Annotated in this window: 19 protein-coding genes; 17 read left to right on the top strand and 2 right to left on the bottom strand. The window is 39.2% G+C overall.

What is annotated here, in order from left to right:
- Positions 1–84 precede the first annotated feature (84 nt).
- The 4 genes from C4H12_RS00265 to asnS are packed head-to-tail and all read left to right on the top strand — an operon-like array spanning position 85 to position 6,600.
- Positions 85–1,974, top strand: a complete 1,890-nt coding sequence (locus C4H12_RS00265; protein ID WP_106097127.1) for an ABC-F family ATP-binding cassette domain-containing protein — start codon at positions 85–87, stop codon at positions 1,972–1,974.
- A 7-nt stretch (positions 1,975–1,981) separates the two neighbouring features.
- Positions 1,982–3,445 carry a lipase gene (locus tag C4H12_RS00260; protein ID WP_106097126.1) on the top strand — a complete coding sequence of 488 codons (1,464 nt, stop codon included), beginning with the start codon at positions 1,982–1,984 and terminating at the stop codon, positions 3,443–3,445.
- 6 nt (positions 3,446–3,451) lie between these two features.
- Entirely contained in the window at positions 3,452–5,113 is a 1,662-nt protein-coding gene (locus C4H12_RS00255; RefSeq protein WP_106097125.1) for an MBOAT family protein, read from the top strand.
- Positions 5,114–5,169: 56 nt separating this feature from the next.
- Positions 5,170–6,600, top strand: a complete 1,431-nt coding sequence (gene asnS / locus C4H12_RS00250) for an asparagine--tRNA ligase (RefSeq protein ID WP_106097124.1) — start codon at positions 5,170–5,172, stop codon at positions 6,598–6,600.
- 188 nt (positions 6,601–6,788) lie between these two features.
- Here asnS and C4H12_RS00245 read toward each other — a convergent pair whose 3' ends face one another.
- Positions 6,789–7,550: a hypothetical protein gene (locus tag C4H12_RS00245; RefSeq protein WP_106097123.1), complete on the bottom strand. Its 762-nt coding sequence runs from the start codon at positions 7,548–7,550 to the stop codon at positions 6,789–6,791.
- A gap of 133 nt (positions 7,551–7,683) precedes the next feature.
- Entirely contained in the window at positions 7,684–8,055 is a 372-nt protein-coding gene (locus tag C4H12_RS00240; RefSeq protein ID WP_106097122.1) for a DUF1573 domain-containing protein, read from the bottom strand.
- Positions 8,056–8,944: 889 nt separating this feature from the next.
- On the opposite strand from C4H12_RS00240, the gene C4H12_RS00235 reads away from it, so the two are divergent.
- The 13 genes from C4H12_RS00235 (at position 8,945) to C4H12_RS00175 (ending at position 23,525) form a co-directional block, all read left to right on the top strand.
- Complete coding sequence (locus C4H12_RS00235) at positions 8,945–10,291, top strand: cytochrome ubiquinol oxidase subunit I (RefSeq protein ID WP_106097121.1); 1,347 nt, start codon at positions 8,945–8,947, stop codon at positions 10,289–10,291.
- Positions 10,292–10,303: 12 nt separating this feature from the next.
- Positions 10,304–11,344 (top strand): cytochrome d ubiquinol oxidase subunit II, encoded by a 1,041-nt coding sequence (cydB, locus tag C4H12_RS00230; protein ID WP_106097120.1) that lies wholly within the window; start codon positions 10,304–10,306, stop codon positions 11,342–11,344.
- A gap of 169 nt (positions 11,345–11,513) precedes the next feature.
- Positions 11,514–11,825, top strand: coding sequence for a 50S ribosomal protein L21 (rplU, locus tag C4H12_RS00225; protein WP_106097119.1), 312 nt, complete (start codon positions 11,514–11,516; stop codon positions 11,823–11,825).
- 25 nt (positions 11,826–11,850) lie between these two features.
- A complete protein-coding gene (gene rpmA / locus C4H12_RS00220; RefSeq protein ID WP_106097118.1) occupies positions 11,851–12,111 on the top strand; it encodes a 50S ribosomal protein L27 in 261 nt (86 codons plus the stop codon).
- 166 nt (positions 12,112–12,277) lie between these two features.
- Complete coding sequence (locus tag C4H12_RS00215) at positions 12,278–13,822, top strand: regulatory iron-sulfur-containing complex subunit RicT (protein WP_106097117.1); 1,545 nt, start codon at positions 12,278–12,280, stop codon at positions 13,820–13,822.
- Entirely contained in the window at positions 13,819–14,295 is a 477-nt protein-coding gene (locus tag C4H12_RS00210; RefSeq protein ID WP_106097116.1) for a gliding motility lipoprotein GldH, read from the top strand. Before C4H12_RS00215 ends, C4H12_RS00210 begins: the two co-directional genes overlap by 4 nt.
- Before the next feature lie 11 nt (positions 14,296–14,306).
- Positions 14,307–16,607 carry a penicillin-binding protein 1A gene (locus tag C4H12_RS00205; protein ID WP_106097115.1) on the top strand — a complete coding sequence of 767 codons (2,301 nt, stop codon included), beginning with the start codon at positions 14,307–14,309 and terminating at the stop codon, positions 16,605–16,607.
- Positions 16,608–16,694: 87 nt separating this feature from the next.
- Positions 16,695–18,275 (top strand): glycoside hydrolase family 31 protein, encoded by a 1,581-nt coding sequence (locus C4H12_RS00200; protein ID WP_106097114.1) that lies wholly within the window; start codon positions 16,695–16,697, stop codon positions 18,273–18,275.
- Between the two features lie 434 nt (positions 18,276–18,709).
- Entirely contained in the window at positions 18,710–20,023 is a 1,314-nt protein-coding gene (locus C4H12_RS00195; protein WP_106099378.1) for a TolC family protein, read from the top strand.
- A gap of 12 nt (positions 20,024–20,035) precedes the next feature.
- The gene (locus C4H12_RS00190) at positions 20,036–21,265 is read left to right on the top strand and encodes an efflux RND transporter periplasmic adaptor subunit (protein WP_106097113.1); all 1,230 of its coding nucleotides are present in this window, start codon (positions 20,036–20,038) and stop codon (positions 21,263–21,265) included.
- The gene (locus C4H12_RS00185; protein WP_002682105.1) at positions 21,266–22,012 is read left to right on the top strand and encodes an ABC transporter ATP-binding protein; all 747 of its coding nucleotides are present in this window, start codon (positions 21,266–21,268) and stop codon (positions 22,010–22,012) included. It begins immediately after the preceding gene.
- Positions 22,013–22,148: 136 nt separating this feature from the next.
- Positions 22,149–22,673, top strand: a complete 525-nt coding sequence (locus C4H12_RS00180; RefSeq protein WP_106097112.1) for a TetR/AcrR family transcriptional regulator — start codon at positions 22,149–22,151, stop codon at positions 22,671–22,673.
- Positions 22,674–22,685: 12 nt separating this feature from the next.
- On the top strand, positions 22,686–23,525 hold the full coding sequence (locus tag C4H12_RS00175) for a type II CAAX prenyl endopeptidase Rce1 family protein (RefSeq protein ID WP_106097111.1): 840 nt from the start codon (positions 22,686–22,688) through the stop codon (positions 23,523–23,525).
- Positions 23,526–23,543: the final 18 nt, after the last annotated feature.

Here is a 23,543-nt window from a genome sequence, read left to right as displayed (position 1 = left end):
CACACTTGCTAATTTGCCAATTATTCGTACCTTTGCACCCGCTTATTCGTAAATTGTTAATTGCTAATTATTAATCGTTTTTCTATGCTAAACGTTCATAACTTATCTGTTTCATTTCAAGGTGAATATCTTTTTGAAGATGTAGCTTTTATGCTTAATGCGGGTGACCGCGTAGGGCTTATTGGTAAGAACGGAGCAGGAAAATCGACAATGCTGAAACTGTTATCACGCGAAATGAAGCCTGATACTGGAGGCATTGCTACTGACAAAGAGGTACGCATTGGTTTTCTAAAACAAGATATAGACTTTGTAAAAGGACGCACTATCTTGGAGGAAGCTTATCAGGCATTTACTGAAATTAAAGAGTTAGAGCTGTTATTAGATAACATTCACCACCAGATAGAAACTCGTACTGACTATGAAAGTGAGGAATATCATAACCTTTTGGATAAACTAAGTGATTACACCCATAGGTTTGACCTTATTGGAGGCTACCAATACCAAGGTGAAACAGAAAAAGTATTAATGGGATTAGGATTTAAGCGAGAGGATTTTAATAAGCTTACAGATACTTTTTCGGGAGGATGGCGTATGCGTATTGAGCTGGCAAAACTGCTATTGCAAAATAACGATGTACTACTGCTGGATGAACCTACAAACCACCTAGATATTGAGTCGATTATATGGTTAGAGCAGTTTCTTACTACTTATAGTGGGGCTGTAGTGATTGTATCACACGACCGAATGTTTTTAGATAACGTTACTAACCGGACTATTGAGATTTCGGTAGGCAAAATATACGATTACCCTAAGCCTTATACTAAGTTCTTAGAACTGAGAAAAGAGATACGTGAGATGCAACTCGCCTCACAAAAAAACCAAGAAAAGAAAATACAACACACTGAAAAACTGATAGAGAAATTCCGTGCTAAGGCTACAAAAGCCTCAATGGCACAATCTCTTATCAAAAAACTAGACAAGATAGAACGCATAGAGGTAGATGAGGAAGACAATGCTGTAATGAATGTGCGCTTCCCAGTATCGGTAACTCCTGGTAAAGTAGTATTGGAAATTGATGATGTGAGCAAAAGTTATGGTGAGAAAGAAGTTTTAAGCCATATAAGCTTATTAGTGGAGCGCAGTAGTAAAATAGCTTTTGTAGGACAGAACGGACAGGGAAAAACTACTCTTGCTAAAATGATTGTAAATGAAATACCTTTTGAAGGTACTATTAAGTTAGGCCATAATGTGCAATTAGGGTATTTCGCTCAGAACCAAGCAGACTATCTTGATGGGGAACTTACTGTACTTGACACTATGTACTACGCTGCTAATGATAGTAACCGTATGAAAATACGTGATATATTAGGGTCGTTTCTATTTAGAGGAGATGATGTAGACAAGAAAGTAAAAGTACTATCGGGAGGTGAACGCAACCGATTGGCACTAGCAAAGATGCTGCTTTCAGACTTTAATGTATTAGTAATGGACGAGCCTACTAACCACTTAGATATCAAATCTAAAAATGTGTTAAAGCAGGCTTTACAACAGTTTGAAGGCACTCTTGTTATAGTTTCACACGATCGTGATTTCTTACAGGGACTGACAGATAAAGTGTACGAGTTTAAAGATAAACACATCAAAGAATATTTAGGTGATATTGACTTTTACTTAGAACAAAGAGCTGCTGCTAATTTTAGAGAAATAGAACAAGCTAAAAGCCCTATTGTTACTGTATCTAAAGAAGAAGTAAAAGATGAAAAGCTATCATTTGAACAACAAAAACAACAGAAAGCTGTTCAGAACAAATTGAATAAGTTGGAGAATAACATCAGCGCACTTGAAGCTGAACTTAAAATAATGAATGAGCAAATGGGACAAGGAGTACAGACTGATGCTTTTTATAAAGAATATGAAGAGAAAAAACAGATGCTGGAAGATTGGATGACTGAATGGGAAACCTTAATGAGTTAATAAAAGGATGCAACCTAAGAAGATATTACTATTTATTGTAGGGGTACTTATAGCCCTATTTGCAATGACTTTTTTTAGCCGATATCATACTACTGCTAGTGGTATGGTGCGAGAGGGCATAGTATTTGGGAATAACGCTATGTTACGCTACCCTACGCCAGATATATTAGGAATGCTGTTCAAAAATACAGAAAAGGAGAACAAACGGCTTGACGAACTTATTAAAAAAACTGAAGGTAGCATAGTTGATGAAAAAACAAAAACATTAACTGAAAATGACAGCCTTGTTAAGGACTCTCTGCATAAGTTAGAATCCAATACAGAAGGTAAAATATATTACCCTGGTAATAAGATTGATTACTTAAAACAGCTAAAGGCTAAACTGCACCAATCTAGTTGCCAGATAGTACATTATGGAGACTCACAAATAGAAGGCGACCGTATTACTGGCTATGTGCGTAACCGCCTACAATTGGCATACGAAGGAGGTGGACCCGGGTTCTTCCCTATAAAAGTAGTGTATAACCAGAATAGTATTGATATTAACACTACTGGTAACTGGGTGCGTTATGCTTTTTTTGATCGTAAACAGCGACGTACTGTAAAGCACGATATGTATGGGCTTTTCGCTACTTATTCACGTTTTACCCCATATAGTAAGGACACAGCAAGTATGCCTGTAAGTAAGGCTTCATTTACCCTAAAACCCTCAAAGAAATCATACGCACGGCTACAGAACTACACTATATTTGGACTACATTACGGTAATGCCCATAGCAAAATATCTATTAGAGTATATGAAGGCAGTAATCTGCTGAGGAAAGACACCCTTATTTCTGACGGGAAATATCATAATTACAAAATAAGTTTTGCTACTACCCCTAAAGAGTTACGAGTAGAGTTGGAAGGGCGAGTAAGCGCTGACTTTTACGGTATAACACTTGATGCGGCTAGAGGAGTGCGTATGGATAATGTGGCTATGCGTGGTGAGGCAGGACGCATATTTACCCGTATGAATTACGAGAATTACAGACAAATGTCGGTTGATAGGCAACCTGACTTTTTTATCTTTCAATACGGAGGGAATACTATCCCTTATATGAAAACAGACCAGCAACTTAAAGAGTATGTAGAAGGGCTTATTTACAATATGAATTGGGTGAAGCGTGCCAACCCTAAAGCAATGTTTATGTTACTGGGACCTGGTGATATGACTACCTCACGCAATGGAAAAAGGCTTACCTACCCATTTCTACCCAAACTAAATGAACTAATGAAAGAAGAGGCCTTAAAGAATGGTATAGCCTATTTTAGTATGTATGAGGCTATGGGAGGCGAGAACGCTATGATTACTTGGGTAAAAGAAGGAATGGCAGCTTCTGATTATGTACATTTTAGTCCGAAAGGCACTAAACTTATTTCGGAAGTATTTTACCAATGCCTGCATAATGACCTTGCAGCAGTTGAATAACAAACTATGACAGACTTTTTTAATAACTTTTTCACATTCGATGCTAAGCACCCGCTTACCTTTGTGCGCATAGATTTCTGGATATTCTTTGCCTTAGTGTATGCGGTTTTTGCGCTTATTTATAATAGGAAGCACTTGCGCAATTTGTTTTTGCTAGTAGCGAGTTTTTATTTTTACTACAAGTCAAGTGGGTTGTTTGTACTGTTATTGGTATTTAGCACTGTTACTGATTTTTATTTAGGGCATTATATCAATAGGCAAAGTGATGCCTTTAAACGCAAGGTAGCTGTTAGTGTTAGCGTTTGCTTAAACTTGTTAGTATTAGGCTATTTTAAGTACGCTTATTTCTTCACTGATACTTATAACGCTCTTTTTAATACTGACCACCAAACATTTAACTACTTAGCCTATTGGGCTAATGGATTTAGTGATAAAGGTTATTTTACTGTTGACAAAATTATTTTGCCAGTAGGGATTTCATTCTACACTTTTCAAACTATCAGCTATACAGTAGATATTTATAGGCAGAAGGTAGCCCCTTTAAAATCAATATTAGATTTTGGTTTTTATGTAAGTTTCTTCCCTCAATTAGTAGCTGGGCCTATAGTACGGGCTGAAGAGTTTGTACCGCAGATATTGAAAAGCACAAAGATTAGTAAAGATGATTTTAATAAGGCTATCTTTTTAATACTCAAAGGGCTTATCAAAAAAATGATATTTGCTGACTTCATAGCTTTACACTTTTTAGATAGAGTATTTGATGCTCCTACTATGCATTCGGGATTTACTAATATCTTAGCATTGATAGGTTACTCATTGCAAATATATGGTGACTTTTCTGGATATACTGATATTGCTATAGGTGTAGCTTTATTGATGGGCTTTACTTTACCTATTAACTTCAATTCACCTTACAAAGCTCTTAATTGTGGTGATTTTTGGAAGCGATGGCATATCTCTCTTTCTACTTGGTTAAAAGATTATTTATACATTCCTTTAGGAGGAAATAGAAATAGTAGTTTAGGAACTTTTGTTTTTGCGCTACTATTTGTACTGATAATGGTAGTAGCTGTAGGTAATTTGGCTTTTACCTTGATTACTGGCTGCTTATTAATAGTAGGCTCGGTAATAGCATTTTTTTATAAACCTTTTGAGCGGTACCTTACTACTAATATCAATATTATGCTTACGATGCTCATTGGGGGGTTATGGCATGGTGCCTCATGGAAGTTTGCTATTTGGGGAGGACTTAATGGACTGGGAGTAGTTGCTTATAAGTATTGGCGCAAAGTGAGTCCGTATGAGAATAGTAGCCTTTGGGTAGCCCGTGTGTGGAAGATATTCTTCACTTTTAGTTTTATTACCTTTACGCGTATTTTCTTCCGCAGTACTGATATGGAAAGTGTAGGGCAATGGTTTGGACAGATAGCCCACAATATGAGTTGGGACACTGCTACCCAAGTAATGAAATACAATAATATTCCATTAGGGATTATTCTTATAGGGTATATTACCCATTGGTTACCTCAGAGTTGGAAAGATTATATTGAACACGTATTTACTCAAAGCCATTACCTTGTAAAAGGGGCTATCGCTATGGTAGTTGTACTTATATGCTACCAAGCTTATTCGACAGATATACAGCCTTTTATATATTTTCAGTTTTAGGCATTGGGAAAAAGTAGTGCAATATTACTAAATATTAATCATTAATTATCAAAAAAATGGTTTCAATTAAACAGTTATTACAAGAAGGAAAAACAGTACAGGGGGAAGTTACCCTGAAAGGTTGGGTGCGTACTTTTCGCAGCAACCGCTTTATAGCCCTGAACGATGGTTCGACTATAGATAACTTACAAATAGTGGTAGATTTTGAAAATACTGACCCTGAATTACTAAAACGCATTACTACAGGAGCTGCTATAGAAGTGAAAGGAACCGTGGTAGAAAGCCAAGGTAAAGGACAAAGTGTAGAAGTGCAAGCTACAGCCCTTACTATACTGGGTGATAGCAATCCTGAAGAATATCCTATTCAGCCTAAAAAACACTCACTTGAGTTTTTGCGTGATAATGCTCACTTACGTGTACGCTCTAATACTTTTAGTGCTGTAATGCGTGTGCGCTCGACTTTAGCTTTTGCTATTCACAAGTATTTTCAAGATAATGGTTTCTTTTATGTAAATACACCTATCATAACTGGTAGTGATGCTGAAGGTGCTGGTGAAATGTTCAGGGTAACTACTTTAGACCCTAAGAACCCACCTCTGACTGAAAATGGTGAGGTAGATTACAAAAAAGACTTTTTTGGACGTGAAACTAATCTTACTGTATCGGGGCAATTAGAGGGGGAAACCTTTGCAATGGCTCTTGGGAAGATTTATACTTTTGGACCTACCTTCCGTGCTGAAAACTCTAATACTTCACGCCACTTGGCTGAATTCTGGATGATAGAACCTGAAATGGCTTTCTATGATCTTATAGATAATATGGACTTGGCTGAGGACTTTATTAAGTATGTACTAAAATATACTTTGGAGGTACGCAGAGATGACCTTGAGTTCTTGAATAAGCGTTTCTTGGAGGAAGAGAAAACTAAGCCACAGAATGAGCGCAGCTCTATGTCGCTGATAGAGAAACTTGAATTTGTGATACACAATGAGTTTAAGAGAGTAAGCTATACTGAAGCTATTGATATTCTTAAAAACAGTAACCACAACAAGAAGAAGAAATTCCAATACCTTGTGAATGAATGGGGGGTTGATTTGCAAAGTGAACACGAACGCTACTTGGTAGAAAAACACTTTGAATGCCCTGTAATTCTATACGATTACCCTGCTAACATTAAGGCATTTTATATGCGGCTGAATGATGATGGTAAAACGGTACGTGCTATGGATATCTTGTTCCCTGGTATAGGTGAGATAGTAGGTGGCTCACAACGTGAAGAACGTTATGATGTGCTAAAACAAAAAATAGCTGACCTTGGTATGAAGGAAGAAGACCTTTGGTGGTACCTTGACCTTCGGAAGTTTGGTACTGCTGTACACAGTGGTTTTGGTCTTGGTTTTGAAAGGCTGGTGCTATTTGCTACTGGTATGACTAATATACGTGATGTAATACCTTACCCTCGTACTCCTGGCAGCGCTGAGTTTTAGTATTTATTACTTATTTATAATAGAAAAGGCTACCTTCAGATTATATGAGGTAGCCTTTATTTTTGTGTATTTAAATGATGAAATAGCGCTTAGAGGGAGTGCAAGTGAGGAATGATTTAGAGTAGAAAAAAAAGTCGGGAGTACAGATGTATTCCCGACTTTTTTAGTTTTTTTATTATAATAAAATACTACAATGAATATTTAGTAACTCTTTCTTTAGCTTTTACAAGATCAAGCTGAAGGTCGTTAATTTTTTGCTGTCTTTTAAGTATTTTACCTTTTAGCTTAGCTTCGTCTTGAGGAGAAAGTGCGCCTTTGGCTTTTTTGATATTGAATTTATTTTCTTCTTGTGCCAAGTCGTTTTTAGCTTTAGTGATTCTAGCTTCTACTTTAGATACTTCGCTGTTGGCTTTGGCTAAGCGTTCTCTATTTTTTCGAGCTGCTTTTTCGGCTTTAGCTTTTTCTTTAGCGGCTCTTTCTTGTTCTTTTCTAGCTTTTTCTTCGGCTTTTCGAGCTGCTTTTTCGGCTTTAGCTTTTTCTTTAGCTGCTTTTTCTTCGGCTTTTCGAGCTGCTTTTTCAGCTTTAGCTTTTTCTTTAGCTGCTTTTTCTTCAGCTTTTTTAGCGGCTGCTTCGGCTTTTGCTTTTTCTTTAGCTGCTTTTTCGGCGTCGCGTTTAGCTTTTTCTTCAGCTTTTTTGGCTGCTGCTTCGGCTTTAGCTTGTTCTTTAGCTGCTTTTTCTTGAGCTTTTAGTGCCTTTTCTTGCTCTTTTTGTAGTTGTTGTTCAGCTTTTAGGCGTTCTTTTTCGGCTTTAAGAGCTGCTTCTTGTTGAGCTTGGGTAGCCTCGGTAATGATAGGAGCAGTGGTATCGGTTAGGGTACCTGTTTCTACCTGAGCTGTTGCGAATTGTGCTGCGAAGGCAGCTGCGATAAATGTAATTAAATGTAATTTCATACGTCTTTTAAATTAGTTTTCTTTTGATATGTTTTTTAATTTAGTTCTTTTTAAAAAGAAGTCGCCTGCGGGGATAGGGATAGGGAGTGCAGGCGACTTCGGGGGGAGTAATTAAAATATAAATAGTTATGGATTATTGAACAATAGTACCTCTTATGCGTAAGGTTTTTGTTGGAGCGTCTTTCGCATTAGATTGTACTGTAATAGTTTTGCTGATAGGGCCCACACGATTGGTATCGTATCTTACTTCGATTTTTCCTTTAGCACCTGGTGCTATAGGTTGATTTGTCCAAGTAGGAACTGTACAACCACAAGAAGAATATGCGTTGGCGATTACAAGAGGTGCTTTACCTGTATTGGTAAACTCGAATATGCGAACGCCGTCGGCTCCTTGTTTAATTGTTCCGTAATCAATTTCTTCGGCTTTAAAAGTGATTTGAGCGTCTTGAGCATACGCCATTACACCAAAAAATGCTAAAAATACAAATGTTAAAAACTTTTTCATAGTACAAAAAAATTAAATTTACTTTATGTTTTTTACAATGAGGAAAAGTACAATAACCGTGCCAAAGTGTGCTTGTGACAAAACATTTTGTTAGGATTTAGGAGATAGGAGTTAGGGAATAGGGATTGCGGGGAGGGGTATTAATAAAATAGGATTTAGGAGATAGGAGTTAGGGAATAGGGATTGCGGGGAGGAATTATGGAAATAGGGGCTGCGGGGAGGGGTTAGGAGATAAGGGATTGCGGGGAGAAGTTAGGAGATAGGGATTGGCAGGGAGAGGTTAGGAGATAGGGGCTGCGGGGAGGGGTTAGGAGATAAGGGATTGCGGGGAGAAGTTAGGAGATAAGGGATTGCGGGGAGAAGTTAGGAGATAGGGGCTGCGGGGAGGGATATTAATAAAAATGGTGAGAAAAGAGAAATAGAGTGTGAAAAATGTTGGTTTATGAGGAATTTGTTGCGGATTTGGCAAAGAGAGGGTTGGGGAGTGAATAGGCTGATTATCAGGGTAGTGATGATTATCCTTCGTTTATAGTTCGTTTATCCTTCGTTATAGGTTCGTTCAACCTAAGGGATAGCTGGGGAATGGCTGGGAGATGGTTGGGGGTGAATTTGCTTGATTATGAGTGGATTGTGTTTTTTAGGGGGAGCGGAGGTAGAAGATGGGTATTTTTGAAGAATTCGCAATTTAGATAAGAGATAAGAGGTGAGAAGTAAAAAAGGGTGGTGATAGGTGAGTTTGTTTTTTGAAGGTTGGTGGGATGGTGGGGGGTGTGTGTATGCTTAATTTAGAATGGTAATAAATTGTGGCGATTTTACTCTTTATTTGTTGTTATTCTGAAAATAGTATGTATTTTTGTGCGATAATTCACTAATTAATTTTACTCGACGTATGGAAACAGAGATTTTAGCACGTATTCAGTTTGCACTGACGATTGCATTCCACTACATTTACCCACCTTTGAGTATAGGGTTGGGGCTTATAATGGTGGCTTTTAAGGGGCTTTACCTACGCACTGGGAAGAAGGAGTATGATACGCTTGCGCGTTTTTGGACTCGTATTTTTTCACTTACCTTTGGTTTTGGTGTGGCTACTGGTATTGTAATGGAATTTGAATTTGGCACGAACTGGGCTACATACTCACGTTATGTGGGTGATATTTTTGGTAGTGCTTTGGCTGCTGAAGGTGTTTTTGCTTTTGCCTTGGAGAGTACTTGTCTTGGTATAGTACTTTTTGGGTGGAATAAGATTAAGCCTAAATGGCATTTTTTGGCTACACTTGGTGTGTGGTTGGGCTCGATGTTCTCGGCTATTTGGATTGTAGTGGCTAACAGCTGGCAACAAACTCCTGCCGGATATGAAATTGCTGGCGAGGGGCTGCAGGCTAAGGCTGTGATTACAGACTTTTGGGCTATGGTGTTCAACCCTTCAAGTGTAGATCGTATTTGGCACGTGTGGCAAGGTGCATTCTTGGCAGGTATCTTCTTAGTACTAAGTGTTCATGCTTGGTATTTACTTAAGGGAAGACACGTTGATATTTCAAAGAAAGCTTTTAAAGTGACTCTTATTATTGCGACTTTCTTTACTTTATTGCAATTGGTATCGGGACATAGCTCGGCTGAGGGTGTGGCTGTAAACCAACCTGAGAAATTGGCTGCTATGGAGGGACATTTTAAGACTGGACCTGCGGATGCTTTCATTTTGGGATGGGTAGACAAACAGAATGAGGAGACTTATGGACTGAAGATACCTTATGGGTTATCATATATGTTACATATGAATGCTGATAGCCCTGTGGTAGGACTTGACCAATACCCAATGGATGAGCGTCCTAGCCAAGTGAATGCTGTGTTCCAATTCTATCATATAATGGTGGCTATTGGTATGTTCTTGATAGGACTTACTGTGTATGCTGCTTTCTTGTTATGGAGAGGTAAATTATACGAAAAGCGCTGGTTATTGCAGATATTTGTATGGAGTGTAATTTTGCCTCAGATAGGTAACCAAGCGGGTTGGTTTGCTGCTGAAATGGGTAGACAACCGTGGATAGTGTACAAGTTATTGCGTACAAGCGATGCGCTTTCAAAGTCGGTATCATCACACCAAATATTGTTTGCTATTATTTTGTTCACTCTTATTTATACAGTTCTCTTTGTGCTGTTTATGTACTTGATGAAGAAGAAAATTGTTCACGGTATAGACGAACACGAAGGAGATAAAAAATTACAAACTGCATAAGAAATTACAATTATGGAATTAGGAACTTTTTTAGGAATAGACTACCCTACGTGGTGGTTCATCATTATAGGATTTTTAATTACAGGCTATGCTATTTTGGACGGCTTTGATTTTGGAGCTGGAGCGTGGCACCTGTTTTTTGACAAGAAAGAAGAACGCCGTGTAGCACTTAATGCTATAGGCCCTGTATGGGATGGTAATGAGGCGTGGCTGGTAATAGGTGGTGCTGGTATATTTGCTGGTTTCCCACTGATGTATGCTGAATTGTTTTCGGCAATGAATACGCCTTTGATGCTTTTCTTGATGTTTATTATCTTTAGGGCTGTATCAATAGAGGTACGCGGTAAGGAAGATAGCCAAAAGTGGCGCGACACTTGGGATACTGTGTACAGCGTGTGTAGTATAGTGCTTCCGGTGCTTTTGGGGGTTGTAATGGGTAATGTGCTACAAGGACTTCCGATGGATGAGAATTTCCAATACACTGGAGGTGCGCTCTTTACTTTCCTTACTCCTTATGCTTTATTGGTGGGTGTAATGACTTTGTTACTGTTTATGGTACACGGAGGATTGTACTTGCTTATAAAAACTCACGGGGATATGCACCACCGCATTGAAAAGCGTATTAACCTTGCTTTCTTAGGTTTCTTGGTAGTATTCACTGCTGTGGCTATTTACAGTATGCTTACTCCTCATTTGGCTGAGAATATTGCTAACAGTACTGGTTTGAAGGTGTTCCCTGTGTTATTGCTTCTGTGCATCTTAAGCGTAGCTTTCTTTATAAAGAAAAGAGACCATAAAAAGGCTTTTATAGGTACCATTCTCACTATAGCTCTCTTTATGGTAATAGCTGCACTGAACTTGCACCCTACTTTCTTGCGTAATACTGAGATTATAGGACACGATATAACCGTATACAATGCGGCTGCTTCGACTAAATCATTAGAGATTATGCTGACTATTACAGCTATTGGAGCGCCATTATTGCTTATTTATACTTACTTTGCTTACAAGGTATTCTGGGGCAAGGTGAAAATTGATGAGAACAGTTATTAATTGAACAATAAATAAGAGAAATAAAAAGCCGAGTTCTAAAAAAATAGAGCTCGGCTTTTTAGCAAAGGGAGATAGACAGCGAATAAAAAAAGTGATAAATATTTTGCTATCTGGAAAAATAGTTGTACCTTTGCCGCCGATTTATAAACAATAATTAAAACGTTAAGCTATGTATGCAATTGTAGAGATAGCAGGGCAACAATTTAAAGTAAACAAAGACCAAAAAGTGTATGTGCACCGCTTGCCTAATGCAGAAGGAGACAAAGTAACTTTTGACAAAGTACTTCTGCTTGATAACAACGGAGCTGTAACTGTAGGCGCCCCAGCTATAAACGGAGCTTCGGTAGAAGCTAAAGTTTTGAAACATTTGAAAGGAGACAAAGTACTCGTTTTCAAAAAGAAAAGACGTAAAGGTTACAAGGTGAAGAACGGACACCGTCAGTATCTTACACAGATTGTAATTGAAAGTATTATTGGTTAATTGTTCAACTTAAAAATGTAAGAAAATGGCTCACAAGAAAGGTGTCGGTAGTTCAAAGAACGGTAGAGAGTCACACTCTAAACGATTAGGTGTGAAAATTTTCGGTGGTCAAGCTGCGTTTGCAGGTAACATCATCGTACGTCAGCGTGGCACTCAGCATAATGCGGGTGAAAATGTGTATGTAGGTAAAGACCACACTTTGCACGCTAAGATTGACGGTATCGTGAAATTCGAAAAGAAAAAGAACGATAAATCTTATGTTTCTATAATTCCATTAGAAGCATAATAAAACATTACCTTATTAATAAAACAGCCCCCATAAAGGGCTGTTTTTTATTGTATTATACCATAAAGACTTTATAAATAGCACTGAAAAAATATTTGCTGTTTGTTGTTAATTGCAAAAAGTTTTGTATCTTTGCCGATTGATTACCTTTAATAAATAACAGACAATGAGTTGCAATAGTTGCACTTTCAATAATATCGACAATAATAATAGTTGTGGTACTAACTGCGGAGCCCGTAGTTTTGGGAGCGTAAAGCTCTCGGTTTTCGATTGGTTAGCTAATACCAAACTACCCGGAGGACAAGAGTTTTTTAATTGCGTAGAAGTACGTTTTAAAAACAGCCGGAAAGAGTATTTCCGCAATGTAGATAAGCTACCTTTGCAAATGGGCGATGTGGTGGCTACAGAAGCAGCATCGGGGCACGATGTAGGGGTGGTAAGCCTAACGGGTGAATTAGTGCGTGCACAAATGAAAAAGCGCCGTGTGAATTGGGAATCGGAAGACTTACCCCGCATATACCGCAAAGCTAATCAGCACGATATTGATATATGGCATCAGTCACGTGATAAAGAGATAGAAGTACAAAAACAATCTCGTGAGCTGGCAATAGCATTAGGCTTGGAAATGAAAATATCGGATGTTGAGTTTCAAGGCGATGGCTCTAAAGCTACTTTTTACTACACTGCAGAAGGACGTGTGGACTTTCGCCAACTTATCAAAGATATGGCAAGGGCTTTTTCAGTACGTATTGAGATGCGCCAAATAGGATTCCGCCAAGAGGCGGCGCGCTTAGGTGGTATAGGCTCATGCGGACGTGAGCTTTGTTGTGCTACTTGGCTTACTGATTTTAGAAGTGTTTCTACTTCGGCAGCACGTTATCAGCAGTTATCATTAAACCCACAGAAACTGGCTGGACAGTGTGGAAAACTAAAATGCTGCCTTAACTTTGAGCTAGACACTTATCTTGATGCTTTACAGGATTTCCCTCGTACTGATGTGAAACTGCATACTCTTAGAGGTTCGGCTTCTTGCCAAAAAATAGACATCTTTAAGCGGCTAATGTGGTTTACTTATGATGAGAATCCGGTTACTTGGTATAAACTTTCGGTAGATAGTGTAAAAGAAATTATAGATCTTAACAAAAATGGTGAGCAAATAGAAGAGTTAGAAGAATATGCTATTTTAAGCGATCTCTCATCGCATAAAGGTAGTTCTTCTGATACTGAATTAGCTCCTATTGAAGAAGATAGCATTACTCGATTTGACACTCCTAAACGCAAGAAAAAACGCAATAACAAGAAAGGAAATAAGGAAAAAGAACTACCTAAAGACACGGTTCAGACAAAAGAAATAGCTAAAGATGAGCAAAAGGTAGATAGTAAGCCTGAACGCAACAACAAAAACACTAAAAAGCTACCTAAGAATATAAATAAGGCTGCTGAACTAAAACGCACTGGTGAAGGAGTACTGAACGCTGCTACTAAGGAGGTGAAGCTGCCTATAGAAGTTCCACAACCACAAGCTAATGCAAGCGCTCAGCAAAGTAAGAAAGCACCTACACCTGAGGCAAATAATAACAATAAGAGAATACAGCAAAAGCAAAAGATGTCGGCAAAGAAACAGCATAATCCTAATGTGCGACGCAATCTTGATCCTTTTGCTAATAAGGTGAATAAGCCTAAACAGTCTAATAATGAGAAATCAGAATGAGAATAGTAATAAGTTTATTATTTATAGGCTTACTATTAGGTTGTAACAATAAAGTAGAATACAGCCAATACGCTTCACTTCCTGATGGTTGGGAAGCACATAAGCCAGTGCTTTTTCAGATAGAAGTAAGCGATAGTCTTACTCCTAAAGACCTCTTTATTATGGTGCGAAACACTGAAAAATACCCTTTTAGTAATTTGTTCTTAATTACCAAAATGGAACAACCCAATAGTAACAAGGTAATTGTAGATACGCTTGAGTATGAAATGGCTACTCCCGATGGAAAGTGGTTAGGCGATGGCTATTCGGCAGTGAAAGAGAGCAAATTGTGGTATAAAGAACACTTTACTTTTCCTTCTAAAGGAAAATATAACATCAAGATAGAGCAGGCTATGCGCAAAATAGGCGATAATGAAGGGGTAAATGTGCTGAATGGTATTACCGAAGTAGGACTTAGAGTAGAAAAGAGATAAGAATAAAAGAAATGAGTAAAGCAGATAAAAATACGAATAAAAAGCGTTGGAGCCCTATAGTAAAATGGTTTTGGGGGCTCTTTTTAGGAGGGATAGCAGCGGTATTATTACTGTTTTTATCGGCTTCGTTGGGACTATTGGGTGAAATGCCCGACTTTAAGCACTTGGAAAACCCTGAAACCAGCTTAGCTACTGAAATAGTTACTGCCGATGGAAAATCATTAGGGAAGTTTTACTTAGATGAAAATCGTACGCCTATCAAATTTAAAGATTTACCTAAACATTTGGTAGATGCTCTTATTGCCACTGAAGATGAACGATTTTATGAACATTCGGGGATTGATATACGTGGTACCTTACGCGCTATGGTGTATTTGGGTGGAAAAGGAGGTGCTTCTACAATCTCACAACAGCTAGCTAAACAGCTTTTTCACAAGCAAAAAACAAGAGGAATAGCACGTTATACCCAGAAAATAAAAGAATGGGTAATAGCTACTCGCCTTGAAAAACAGTACACCAAAGAAGAGATTTTGGCTATGTACTTTAATATTTATGACTTCAACAATAATGCTGATGGCATCCGTTCTGCTGCTAAAATCTATTTTGATAAAGAACCTAAAGACCTTAAAATAGAAGAAGGGGCTATGCTGGTAGGAATGTTCAAAAACTCTGCCCTTTATAACCCTGTAAGAAATAAAGAAGGAGTTACCAACCGGCGGAATGTAGTATTAGGCCAAATGGCTAAAAACAACTACATTACACAAGAACAGAAAGACTCATTACAAAAACTCCCCTTAAAAATTAAATTCACTCCTGAAAGTCATAATGATGGTATAGCTACTTACTTTCGTGAATACCTGCGTTCCTATATGAAAACGTGGATTGAACAAAACCCCAAACCTGATGGTACTAAACACAACTTATACCTGGATGGGCTAAAGGTATACACGACTATTGACTCCAAAATGCAAACTTATGCAGAAGCTGCAGTAAAAGCCCATTTAAAACAACTTCAAAAGGCTTTTGATGCTGAAAATAATCCTAAAAAGAATACTACCTACCCCTTTGTGCACGTTACTAAAGATGAGTACAAAAACCTTATTGAACGTGCTATGAAAAACTCTAACCGATGGATACACCTTAAATACTTAGGTTACTCGGAAAAAGAGATACGTGAATCATTTGATAAAAAGGTAGAGATGCGCGTATTTAGCTGGAAGGGAGAAAAGGATACTATTATGACACCTCGGGACTCTATCCTTTACTATAAAGCACATTTGCGTACAGGAATGATGTCGATGGAGCCACAAACAGGGCATATTAAAGCATGGGTAGGAGGTATTAACTACAAACATTTTCAATATGACCAAGTAGTACAAGGAGCTCGCCAAACAGGTTCAACGTTTAAACCTTTTGTGTATGCTACTGCTATTGACCAGCTACACTATTCGCCTTGTATGGAATTGCCCGATATACAAACTTGTATTGAGGCTGGTAAGTATGGGAATGTACAACCTTGGTGCCCTCGTAACTCAAATGGCTCATTTAGTGGGAAGATGATGACCTTAAAGGCAGCTTTGGCAAACTCAATCAACTCTATTACTGTGAACTTGATGGATAAAGTAGGTCCGATACCGGTTATTAACTTAGTTCGCAAACTGGGTATCACTACTGATATGCCAGAAATGCCTTCAATAGCCTTAGGTACAGCTGATGCTACTGTACTGCAAATGGTAGGAGCTTATGGTACTTTTGCTAATGAAGGTGTATATGTAAAACCTGTATTAGTAACCCGTATTGAAGATAAAAATGGTACTGTATTATTTGAGAACACACCTGAAACTCATGATGTAGTGAATGCTGAAGTAGCTCGTGCTGTAGTAAACCTTTTAGAAGGGGTAACCCGCTATGGATCGGGGGCACGCTTACGTACCAAAGGAGCTGATAGCTATAATGCTATTTATAAAAATGTAATGACTGGCTACCCTTATCAGTTTACTAACCCTATAGCTGGTAAAACAGGAACTACTCAAAATAATAGTGATGGTTGGTTTATAGGTATGGTGCCTAACCTTGTAACTGGTGTATGGGTAGGAGGCGAAGATCGTGCGATACACTTCCGCAGTACTGCTTATGGACAAGGTGCCACTATGGCCTTGCCAGTATGGGGGTATTATATGAAAAAGTGTTATGCTGATAAGGATTTGAATGTATCAAAAGAACCTTTTGCAGCACCTCAAAATGTACAAATACAGATAGACTGTAGTAAAGAAAAAGAGGCTGACACTGGAGGAATTGATTTTGACTTCTAATAACGGATAATATTATTATTTTTAAAACTTTGCTAAAGTATAAGACTTTGGCAAAGTTTTTTTTGTAAAGACAAAACCACAAATACAATGAAAAAGATAATTCTATTCTTTATTCTGTTAGTAACCTCAGTATGGACTGAGGCACAAACTACTACCGAAATTACCTTACTGCCTAAGGAAAAGTGGTGGGGTGGTTTCACTGCTTTAGGCTATATGATGCCTTATCAGCCTTCTAAACGTACCTTTAACCTGCGTACTGAAAACTTCAACAATCAATCAACGCCGGTGCTGATTTCTAACCAAGGGCGTTTTATTACTGCTACAAAGCCTTTTGCTTACCAATTCACTGATGATAAGCTGATAATTACTTCTTCTGAAAAGATTGGGGTAGAGAAACAAGGTAATACTCTTAGGAGTGCTTATAAGGGGGCTTTTCAGCTAAAATTAGGATCTGAATTGACCCCGCCTGAACTCTTCTTCACTCACCCGCAATACAACACTTGGATTGAGCTTACTTATAACCAAAATGAACGTGATGTGCTGGCTTATGCACAGGCTATCGTGGATAATGCTATGCCTACTGGTATTATAATGATTGACGATAATTGGCAGAAAGATTATGGTGTGTGGCAGTTCAGTGCTGATAAATTTCCTACCCCAAAAGCGATGATAGCTAAGCTACACGAAATGGGCTTTAAGGTAATGTTATGGGTATGCCCTTTTGTATCGGCTGATAGTGAGCAATATCGTTTTTTGAAAAGAAAAGGTTATTTGATAAAGAAAAAGGGTAGCCAAAATCCTGCTATTATTAGTTGGTGGAATGGCTATAGTGCTTGTTATGATCTTAGTAATCCTGAGGCTTTTGCTTATTTGGTTAATGAGTTGAAAATGCTTCAAAAGGAATATGGTGTAGATGGTTTTAAATTTGATGCGGGTGACCCTCAGTTCTATTCGGATGATGTGATAGAGGTTTTTGACAAGCAATCATACGATGTACTGCAAACGCAGTTATGGGCTAAGCTGGGTATGGAGTTTGCGTATAATGAGTTTAGGGCTTGCTGGCAAATGGGTAATTTGCCTTTGGTGCAACGCTTGGGAGACAAGAGCTATTCGTGGGGAGGTGTAGCTAGGCTTATTCCGGATATGATAGCTGCTGGGCTTAATGGTTATGCTTACACTTGCCCTGATATGATAGGTGGGGGTGAATATCGGAGTTTTGAGAATATTGATCCTGATAAATTTGACCAGAAACTTATTGTTCGGTCGTGCCAAATACATGCTATGATGCCTATGATGCAATTTTCGGTAGCGCCTTGGCGTATTCTTTCAAAAGAGAATTTGGATATTTGTATTAAATTTGCTAAATGGCATGAGCAGCTGGGTGAGTATATTGTGGGGGAGGCGATTAAGGCTGCTAAGACGGGTGATCCTATAGTGCGGAGTATGGAATATGCTTTTCCGCATCAGGGGTTTGAGGATTGTAAAGACCAATATATGCTGGGTGATACTTACTTGGTGGCTCCTATAATTACGGCGAGTGACACTCGTAGTGTTCGTCTTCCGAAGGGGGTATGGCAAGATGACCAAGGGAAGCGGTATAAGGGTGGTAAAACTTATACTATTACGGCTGGGCTGGAACGATTGCCTTATTTTGTAAAGGTAAGGTAGGTTTTAGATTTTGGTGAGCTGATTACAGAGGTTGGAGGGCATAAGTTATGGACTTATGCCCTCTGACCTTTTTTGGTTTATTGGAGATTATATACTTGGGGGTGTCTGTTTATTGATTGTCTTACATCTGCTTGCTGACTATCCTTCGTTTATAGTTCGTTTATCCTTCGTTATTCGTTCGTTCATCTTAAGGTCTTTTTTAGTTATCATTGGATTGTGTTTTTAGTTATTCTTTTGGCTATTTAGTAAAAGGCTTGTTGGTATGTGTTTTTAAGTTATGTGATGGGTGGGGGAAAGGGGGTTTGAGGGCTTGGGATGGTGAGGGTGCTGGTGTGATTGGGGTATTTGGTCGATGAAATGAGGCTTTTGGTCGATATTTGTTGTTGCAGGTTATCTTGTTATTGTACTTTTGTGGCAAGAAATTGAAAATGAATATGAGAAGAAGTTTTTACATATTTAGCTTGTGCTTATGCGGTATTGTGGCGGAGGCACAGACCAAACAATGGTCGTTAAAAGACTGCATTACATACGCGGTGGAGAATAATATCACGGTGAAGAAGACGGAGCTGAATGAACAAACGGCTGAGATTAATTATAGCCAAGCGAAGGATAACCGCTTGCCTACGGTAAGTGGCTCAGCATCGGCAAACCTCAACAACGGGTCGGCAATCAACCAGATTTCTAACGAACGGGTATCTCGCCGTACGTTCTCCAACAACTTTGGGGTATCAGCCTCTGTGCCTCTGTATCAAGGGAATAAAATCAATTTACAAATAGACCGCAGTAAGCTATTGCTCGAGCAGAACGAACTCTATGTGCAAGAAGCGAAGAACAACATCACCCTGAGTGTGCTGGAAGCCTACCTGCAAGCGCTTTACAGCTATGAGGGGATTGCCGTAGCCAAAAACACAGCGCTCTCCTCGGCTGAAGAACTCAAGCAAGCACAAACCAAGTTCGCCAATGGCTCGATAGCTAAACTGAGTTTGGCAGAAATAGAAACACGTCACGCCAACAATGAATACGCTATCATTCAGGCAGAAAACCAGTATGCTAACCGTGTGCTAACCCTCAAACAACTGTTGGAGCTTCCTCCTAATAGTGACTTTGCTATTGCTCTCGACCTTCCTAACGATGAGGGTGTAGCGATTATCCCTAATAAAGACGAGGTGTTTGCACAAGCCAAAGAAACGCTTCCTAACCTAAAAATCTATCAATCACAACAAAAGATAGCTGAAAAGGATATCAAAATAGCTAAAGCGGGTTATGCCCCTACCCTATCGCTACAAGCAGGCATAAACACTGGTTATTCAAACCTCAACGATTTGAGTTATCGCACGCAATTGGACAGCAATTTCGGTCAGACGATAGGAGCTACACTTAATATTCCTATCTTTTCACAAAACAAAAACAAGAACAATGTGAAACTCGCCAAGATTACCCAGCAACAAGCTATTTTGGAAGAACAACAAGCTGAAAAAGAATTGTATGCCAAGATAGAAACTGCTTGGCAGAATGCTACCATTCACCAAGCGCAACAAGCAGCCTCGCGTACAGCTCGCGATAATGCTAAATTAGCTTACGATTTGGCAGTGAAGAAACACGAGTTCGGCGGACTTACTAATACTGAACTTCTCGTGAGCCAAAACGCATACCTCACTGCCGAACAAACGTATTTGCAAAACAAATATATGTCGGCATTATATGTACAGCTTTTAAACTTTTATATGGGAAAGTTAATTCTAAACTAACAACTAAATACAATGAAAAAACACATCAAAAAAATCATTATTATTGCGCTATTAGCGGTAGTGGCTTTTGGGGTATATCACTTCTTTATGAAGGAAAAACCTGCCCTTATTCTCCTCCAAACCGATGAGGTTACCCAAGGTGATGTTACTACCGAAGTAACTGCTACGGGTAGCGTGCAACCGGTGGATGAGGTGGAAGTAGGTACCCAAGTATCGGGATTGGTGAGCAAAATCTATGTGGATTACAACAGCCAAGTAAAGAAAGGACAGCTATTAGCGGAACTTGACAAGACCAATCTACAAGAGAACGTTATCAACGCTACGGCTAACTACAATTCAGCAGTTAACGAACTGAATTATTACCGTCAGAATTACGAGCGTCAGCAAAAAATGTACAATGCCCAAGTGATTAGTCAGCAGGATTATGAGCAAGCGTTGTATCAGTTTAACAATGCGAAGACCAATGTAGCCCAACGCCTTACGACCCTCAATCAGGCGAAAACTAACTTAGGTTATGCCAATATCTATTCGCCTATTGACGGGATTATCCTCAGCAAAGAGGTTGAAGAAGGACAAACAGTAGCCGCCTCAATGAGTGCCCCTACGCTCTTTAAAATAGCCAAAGACATCAAGCGTATGCAGGTGGAAGTAAATGTAGATGAAGCTGATATAGGACAAGTGAAAGTGGGGCAACGCGTAAGTTTCAGCGTAGATGCTTACCCTCAAGAGGAGTTCGTAGGGCGCGTTACCCAAGTGCGCCTATCGCCTACTACCTCATCAAATGTGGTAACCTATACGGTGATAGTAGAGGCAGAAAACCCTGATGAAAAGCTAAAACCAGGGCTTACCGCAACTATTGCCATTTATACCAATGAGCTGAAAGGCGTAACTATCGTGCCCGCCAAAGCTATCAACTTTACTCCTGATACCGATGTGTTACTGCAATATTACGCTCAAAAAGGTATTACAGCTGAAGTTCCTAAAGTACAACACGGCAAGGGCAAACAAAAATACGTATGGGTAGTGAACACCGATGGTAGTCTTGCCCAAAAAGCCATAACCATAGGCAGCAATGATGGTATCAACGTGCAAGTAGTAAATGGACTCAACGTTGGCGAAAAAGTAGCCACTAACCTACAAGGCGACCGCCCACAAGTGGCAGGAGGTGAGAAAAATAGCAACGATAACAGCAGTCCGTTTATGCCAAAACGCCCTAATAGAAACAATTCAAAAGCTAAATAAATGAAAAAAGCCATTATAGATATACGCGATATGAAGCGCAACTTCCAGATGGGCAACGAGACGGTACACGCCCTGAAAGGCATCAACCTGACCATCAGAGAAGGAGAGTTTGTAACCATTATGGGACCGAGTGGGTCGGGCAAATCAACTTTGCTCAACATATTGGGGTGCTTAGACCGCCCCTCTTCTGGCGATTATATTTTGGACGGCATCTCGGTGAAAGATATGAGCAAGAACGATTTGGCACATATACGCAACACCAAAATAGGTTTTATCTTTCAGTCGTATAACCTATTAGCACGTACCTCAGCCATTGAGAATGTAGAACTTCCACTGATGTACAACCCTAAAGTATCAGCCAAAGAACGCCGTGAGCGCGCTATCGAAGCCCTTATCAGTGTGGGGTTAGAAAAGCGATTGAACCACTTGCCCAGTGAACTCTCAGGGGGACAGCAGCAGCGGGTAGCCATTGCGCGCTCCCTTGTAAACCACCCTGTTATCCTTCTCGCCGATGAGGCTACGGGGAATCTTGACACTAAAACCTCTTATGAGGTAATGGAGCTTTTCCAACGCCTCAACGACCAAGGTAGCACCATAGGCTTTGTAACCCACGAAGACGATATTGCCCAATTTAGCAAACGCACAGTTGTACTGAAAGATGGGCATATCATCAGTGATAAGGAAGTAACCGATAGACTAAACGCCAAAGAACAGTTGACACAATTACGAATGACGAAATACGAATGACGGTGCGAGCCGCACAGGCAAATGCGAGCCGCACAAGATGAATCTTTTTTCCCAAAAAATTTGCAGGTTTAAAAAATTGTACTACTTTTGCAAAAAAATAACAGGTGTTATATTACAGATGTTATAACAAAGTTTTATGCCGAAATCAACAACAATAACACAAGAAGTAATTATAGAAACAGCTTTTGAGATGGTGAGAAAAGAGGGCTTTGCAGTGCTTTCTGCCCGAAATATTGCCAAGCAAATAGGTTGCTCTACTCAGCCCATCTATTGGTGCTATAAAAATATGGACGACCTTAAGGCTGAAATCTGTAAAAAAGCACTGCCCTTCCTACAAAGTGTAGTACTCAGTTACTCAAAAACAGGCAATACTCTTTTGGATTTAGGACTGGGGTATGTGCGGATGGCATACACCGAGCCCGCTCTATTCAAGGCTTTTTATATGGATAATGTTACCAATGTAAAACTTACTGACATTTTTCCGGAAAGTGAGCGAGTGGTTGAAATAATGAAAAATAGCGAGGAATACCAAAACCTACCTGATGAAGAGCTGAAAAATGACATTGCTAAAGGTTGGATGTTGGCACACGGTATCGCCTCATTGGTGGCAGTTGGTATGCTTGTTTACGACGAAGATAAAATTTTAGAAATATTAAAATAAACCTGCCTTAATATGAGAAGCAATAAAAAAACACTACGCAATGTAATCCTATTTAGCTTGGTAGCTATCTCTTGCGGATGGATAGGCATTGGGGTAAACCAGTTACTTGGTGAGCCTTCTAATTTAGAGTCTTTAGGATCAGGAATTTTTATTGCGACTCCTATTGTGTGTGTGATTTTGCTCCGCCTTTTCGGTGGTGATGGCTGGAAAGATTTTCCTTTAAAACCTCGTTTCAAGCAAAACAGTCGTTGGTATATCTTTGCTATTGCAGTCTATCCCGTGGTTATTGGTATAACAATGTTTGTTGGCAAGCTATTAGGTTGGGTAGATGTGAGTAAGTTTAGTGTTGCTGCCTATCTCCCTGTTTTTGCAGCAGCTTTCTTACCCATTTTTATCAAAAATATCTTAGAAGAATCGGCTTTTCGGGGGTATCTCACCGTAAAAATGGAACAACTCACAAAAAATGAATGGTTGATTTATTTAGTGGTGGCATTTGTCTGCCAAATATGGCACCTCCCATACAATCTCATATTCTTAGACGATGCTTATCAAGCAACCTTTTTCGCTTATAACAAAGTGTTATTTGTTTTGGTGAGCTTTGTGGCTATTGCTGTTTGGACAATAATGTACACCGAAATTTTCTTTCTCTCGCGTTCACTTTTATTGGTAGTTTTGATGCACTCAATGAAAGACGCTCTTAACCCTCTCATTTCAGAAGGATTTACTATTATTTCAGCCGATAAAACACTTTTAGTATCTCCTCTTTTTGGTCTTATTCCAACATTGATGTACTTAGCTATAGGCTTGTATTTAAGAAGAATACGCAAAAGTAAAGAACGCCTTCATTCATAATGAATAGATTGTATAAAC

The organism is Capnocytophaga sp. oral taxon 878, from assembly GCF_002999135.1.
Taxonomy (GTDB): domain Bacteria; phylum Bacteroidota; class Bacteroidia; order Flavobacteriales; family Flavobacteriaceae; genus Capnocytophaga.
Note: the sequence above shows the minus strand (reverse complement) of the source record. Positions and strands in the feature narration are given on the sequence as shown.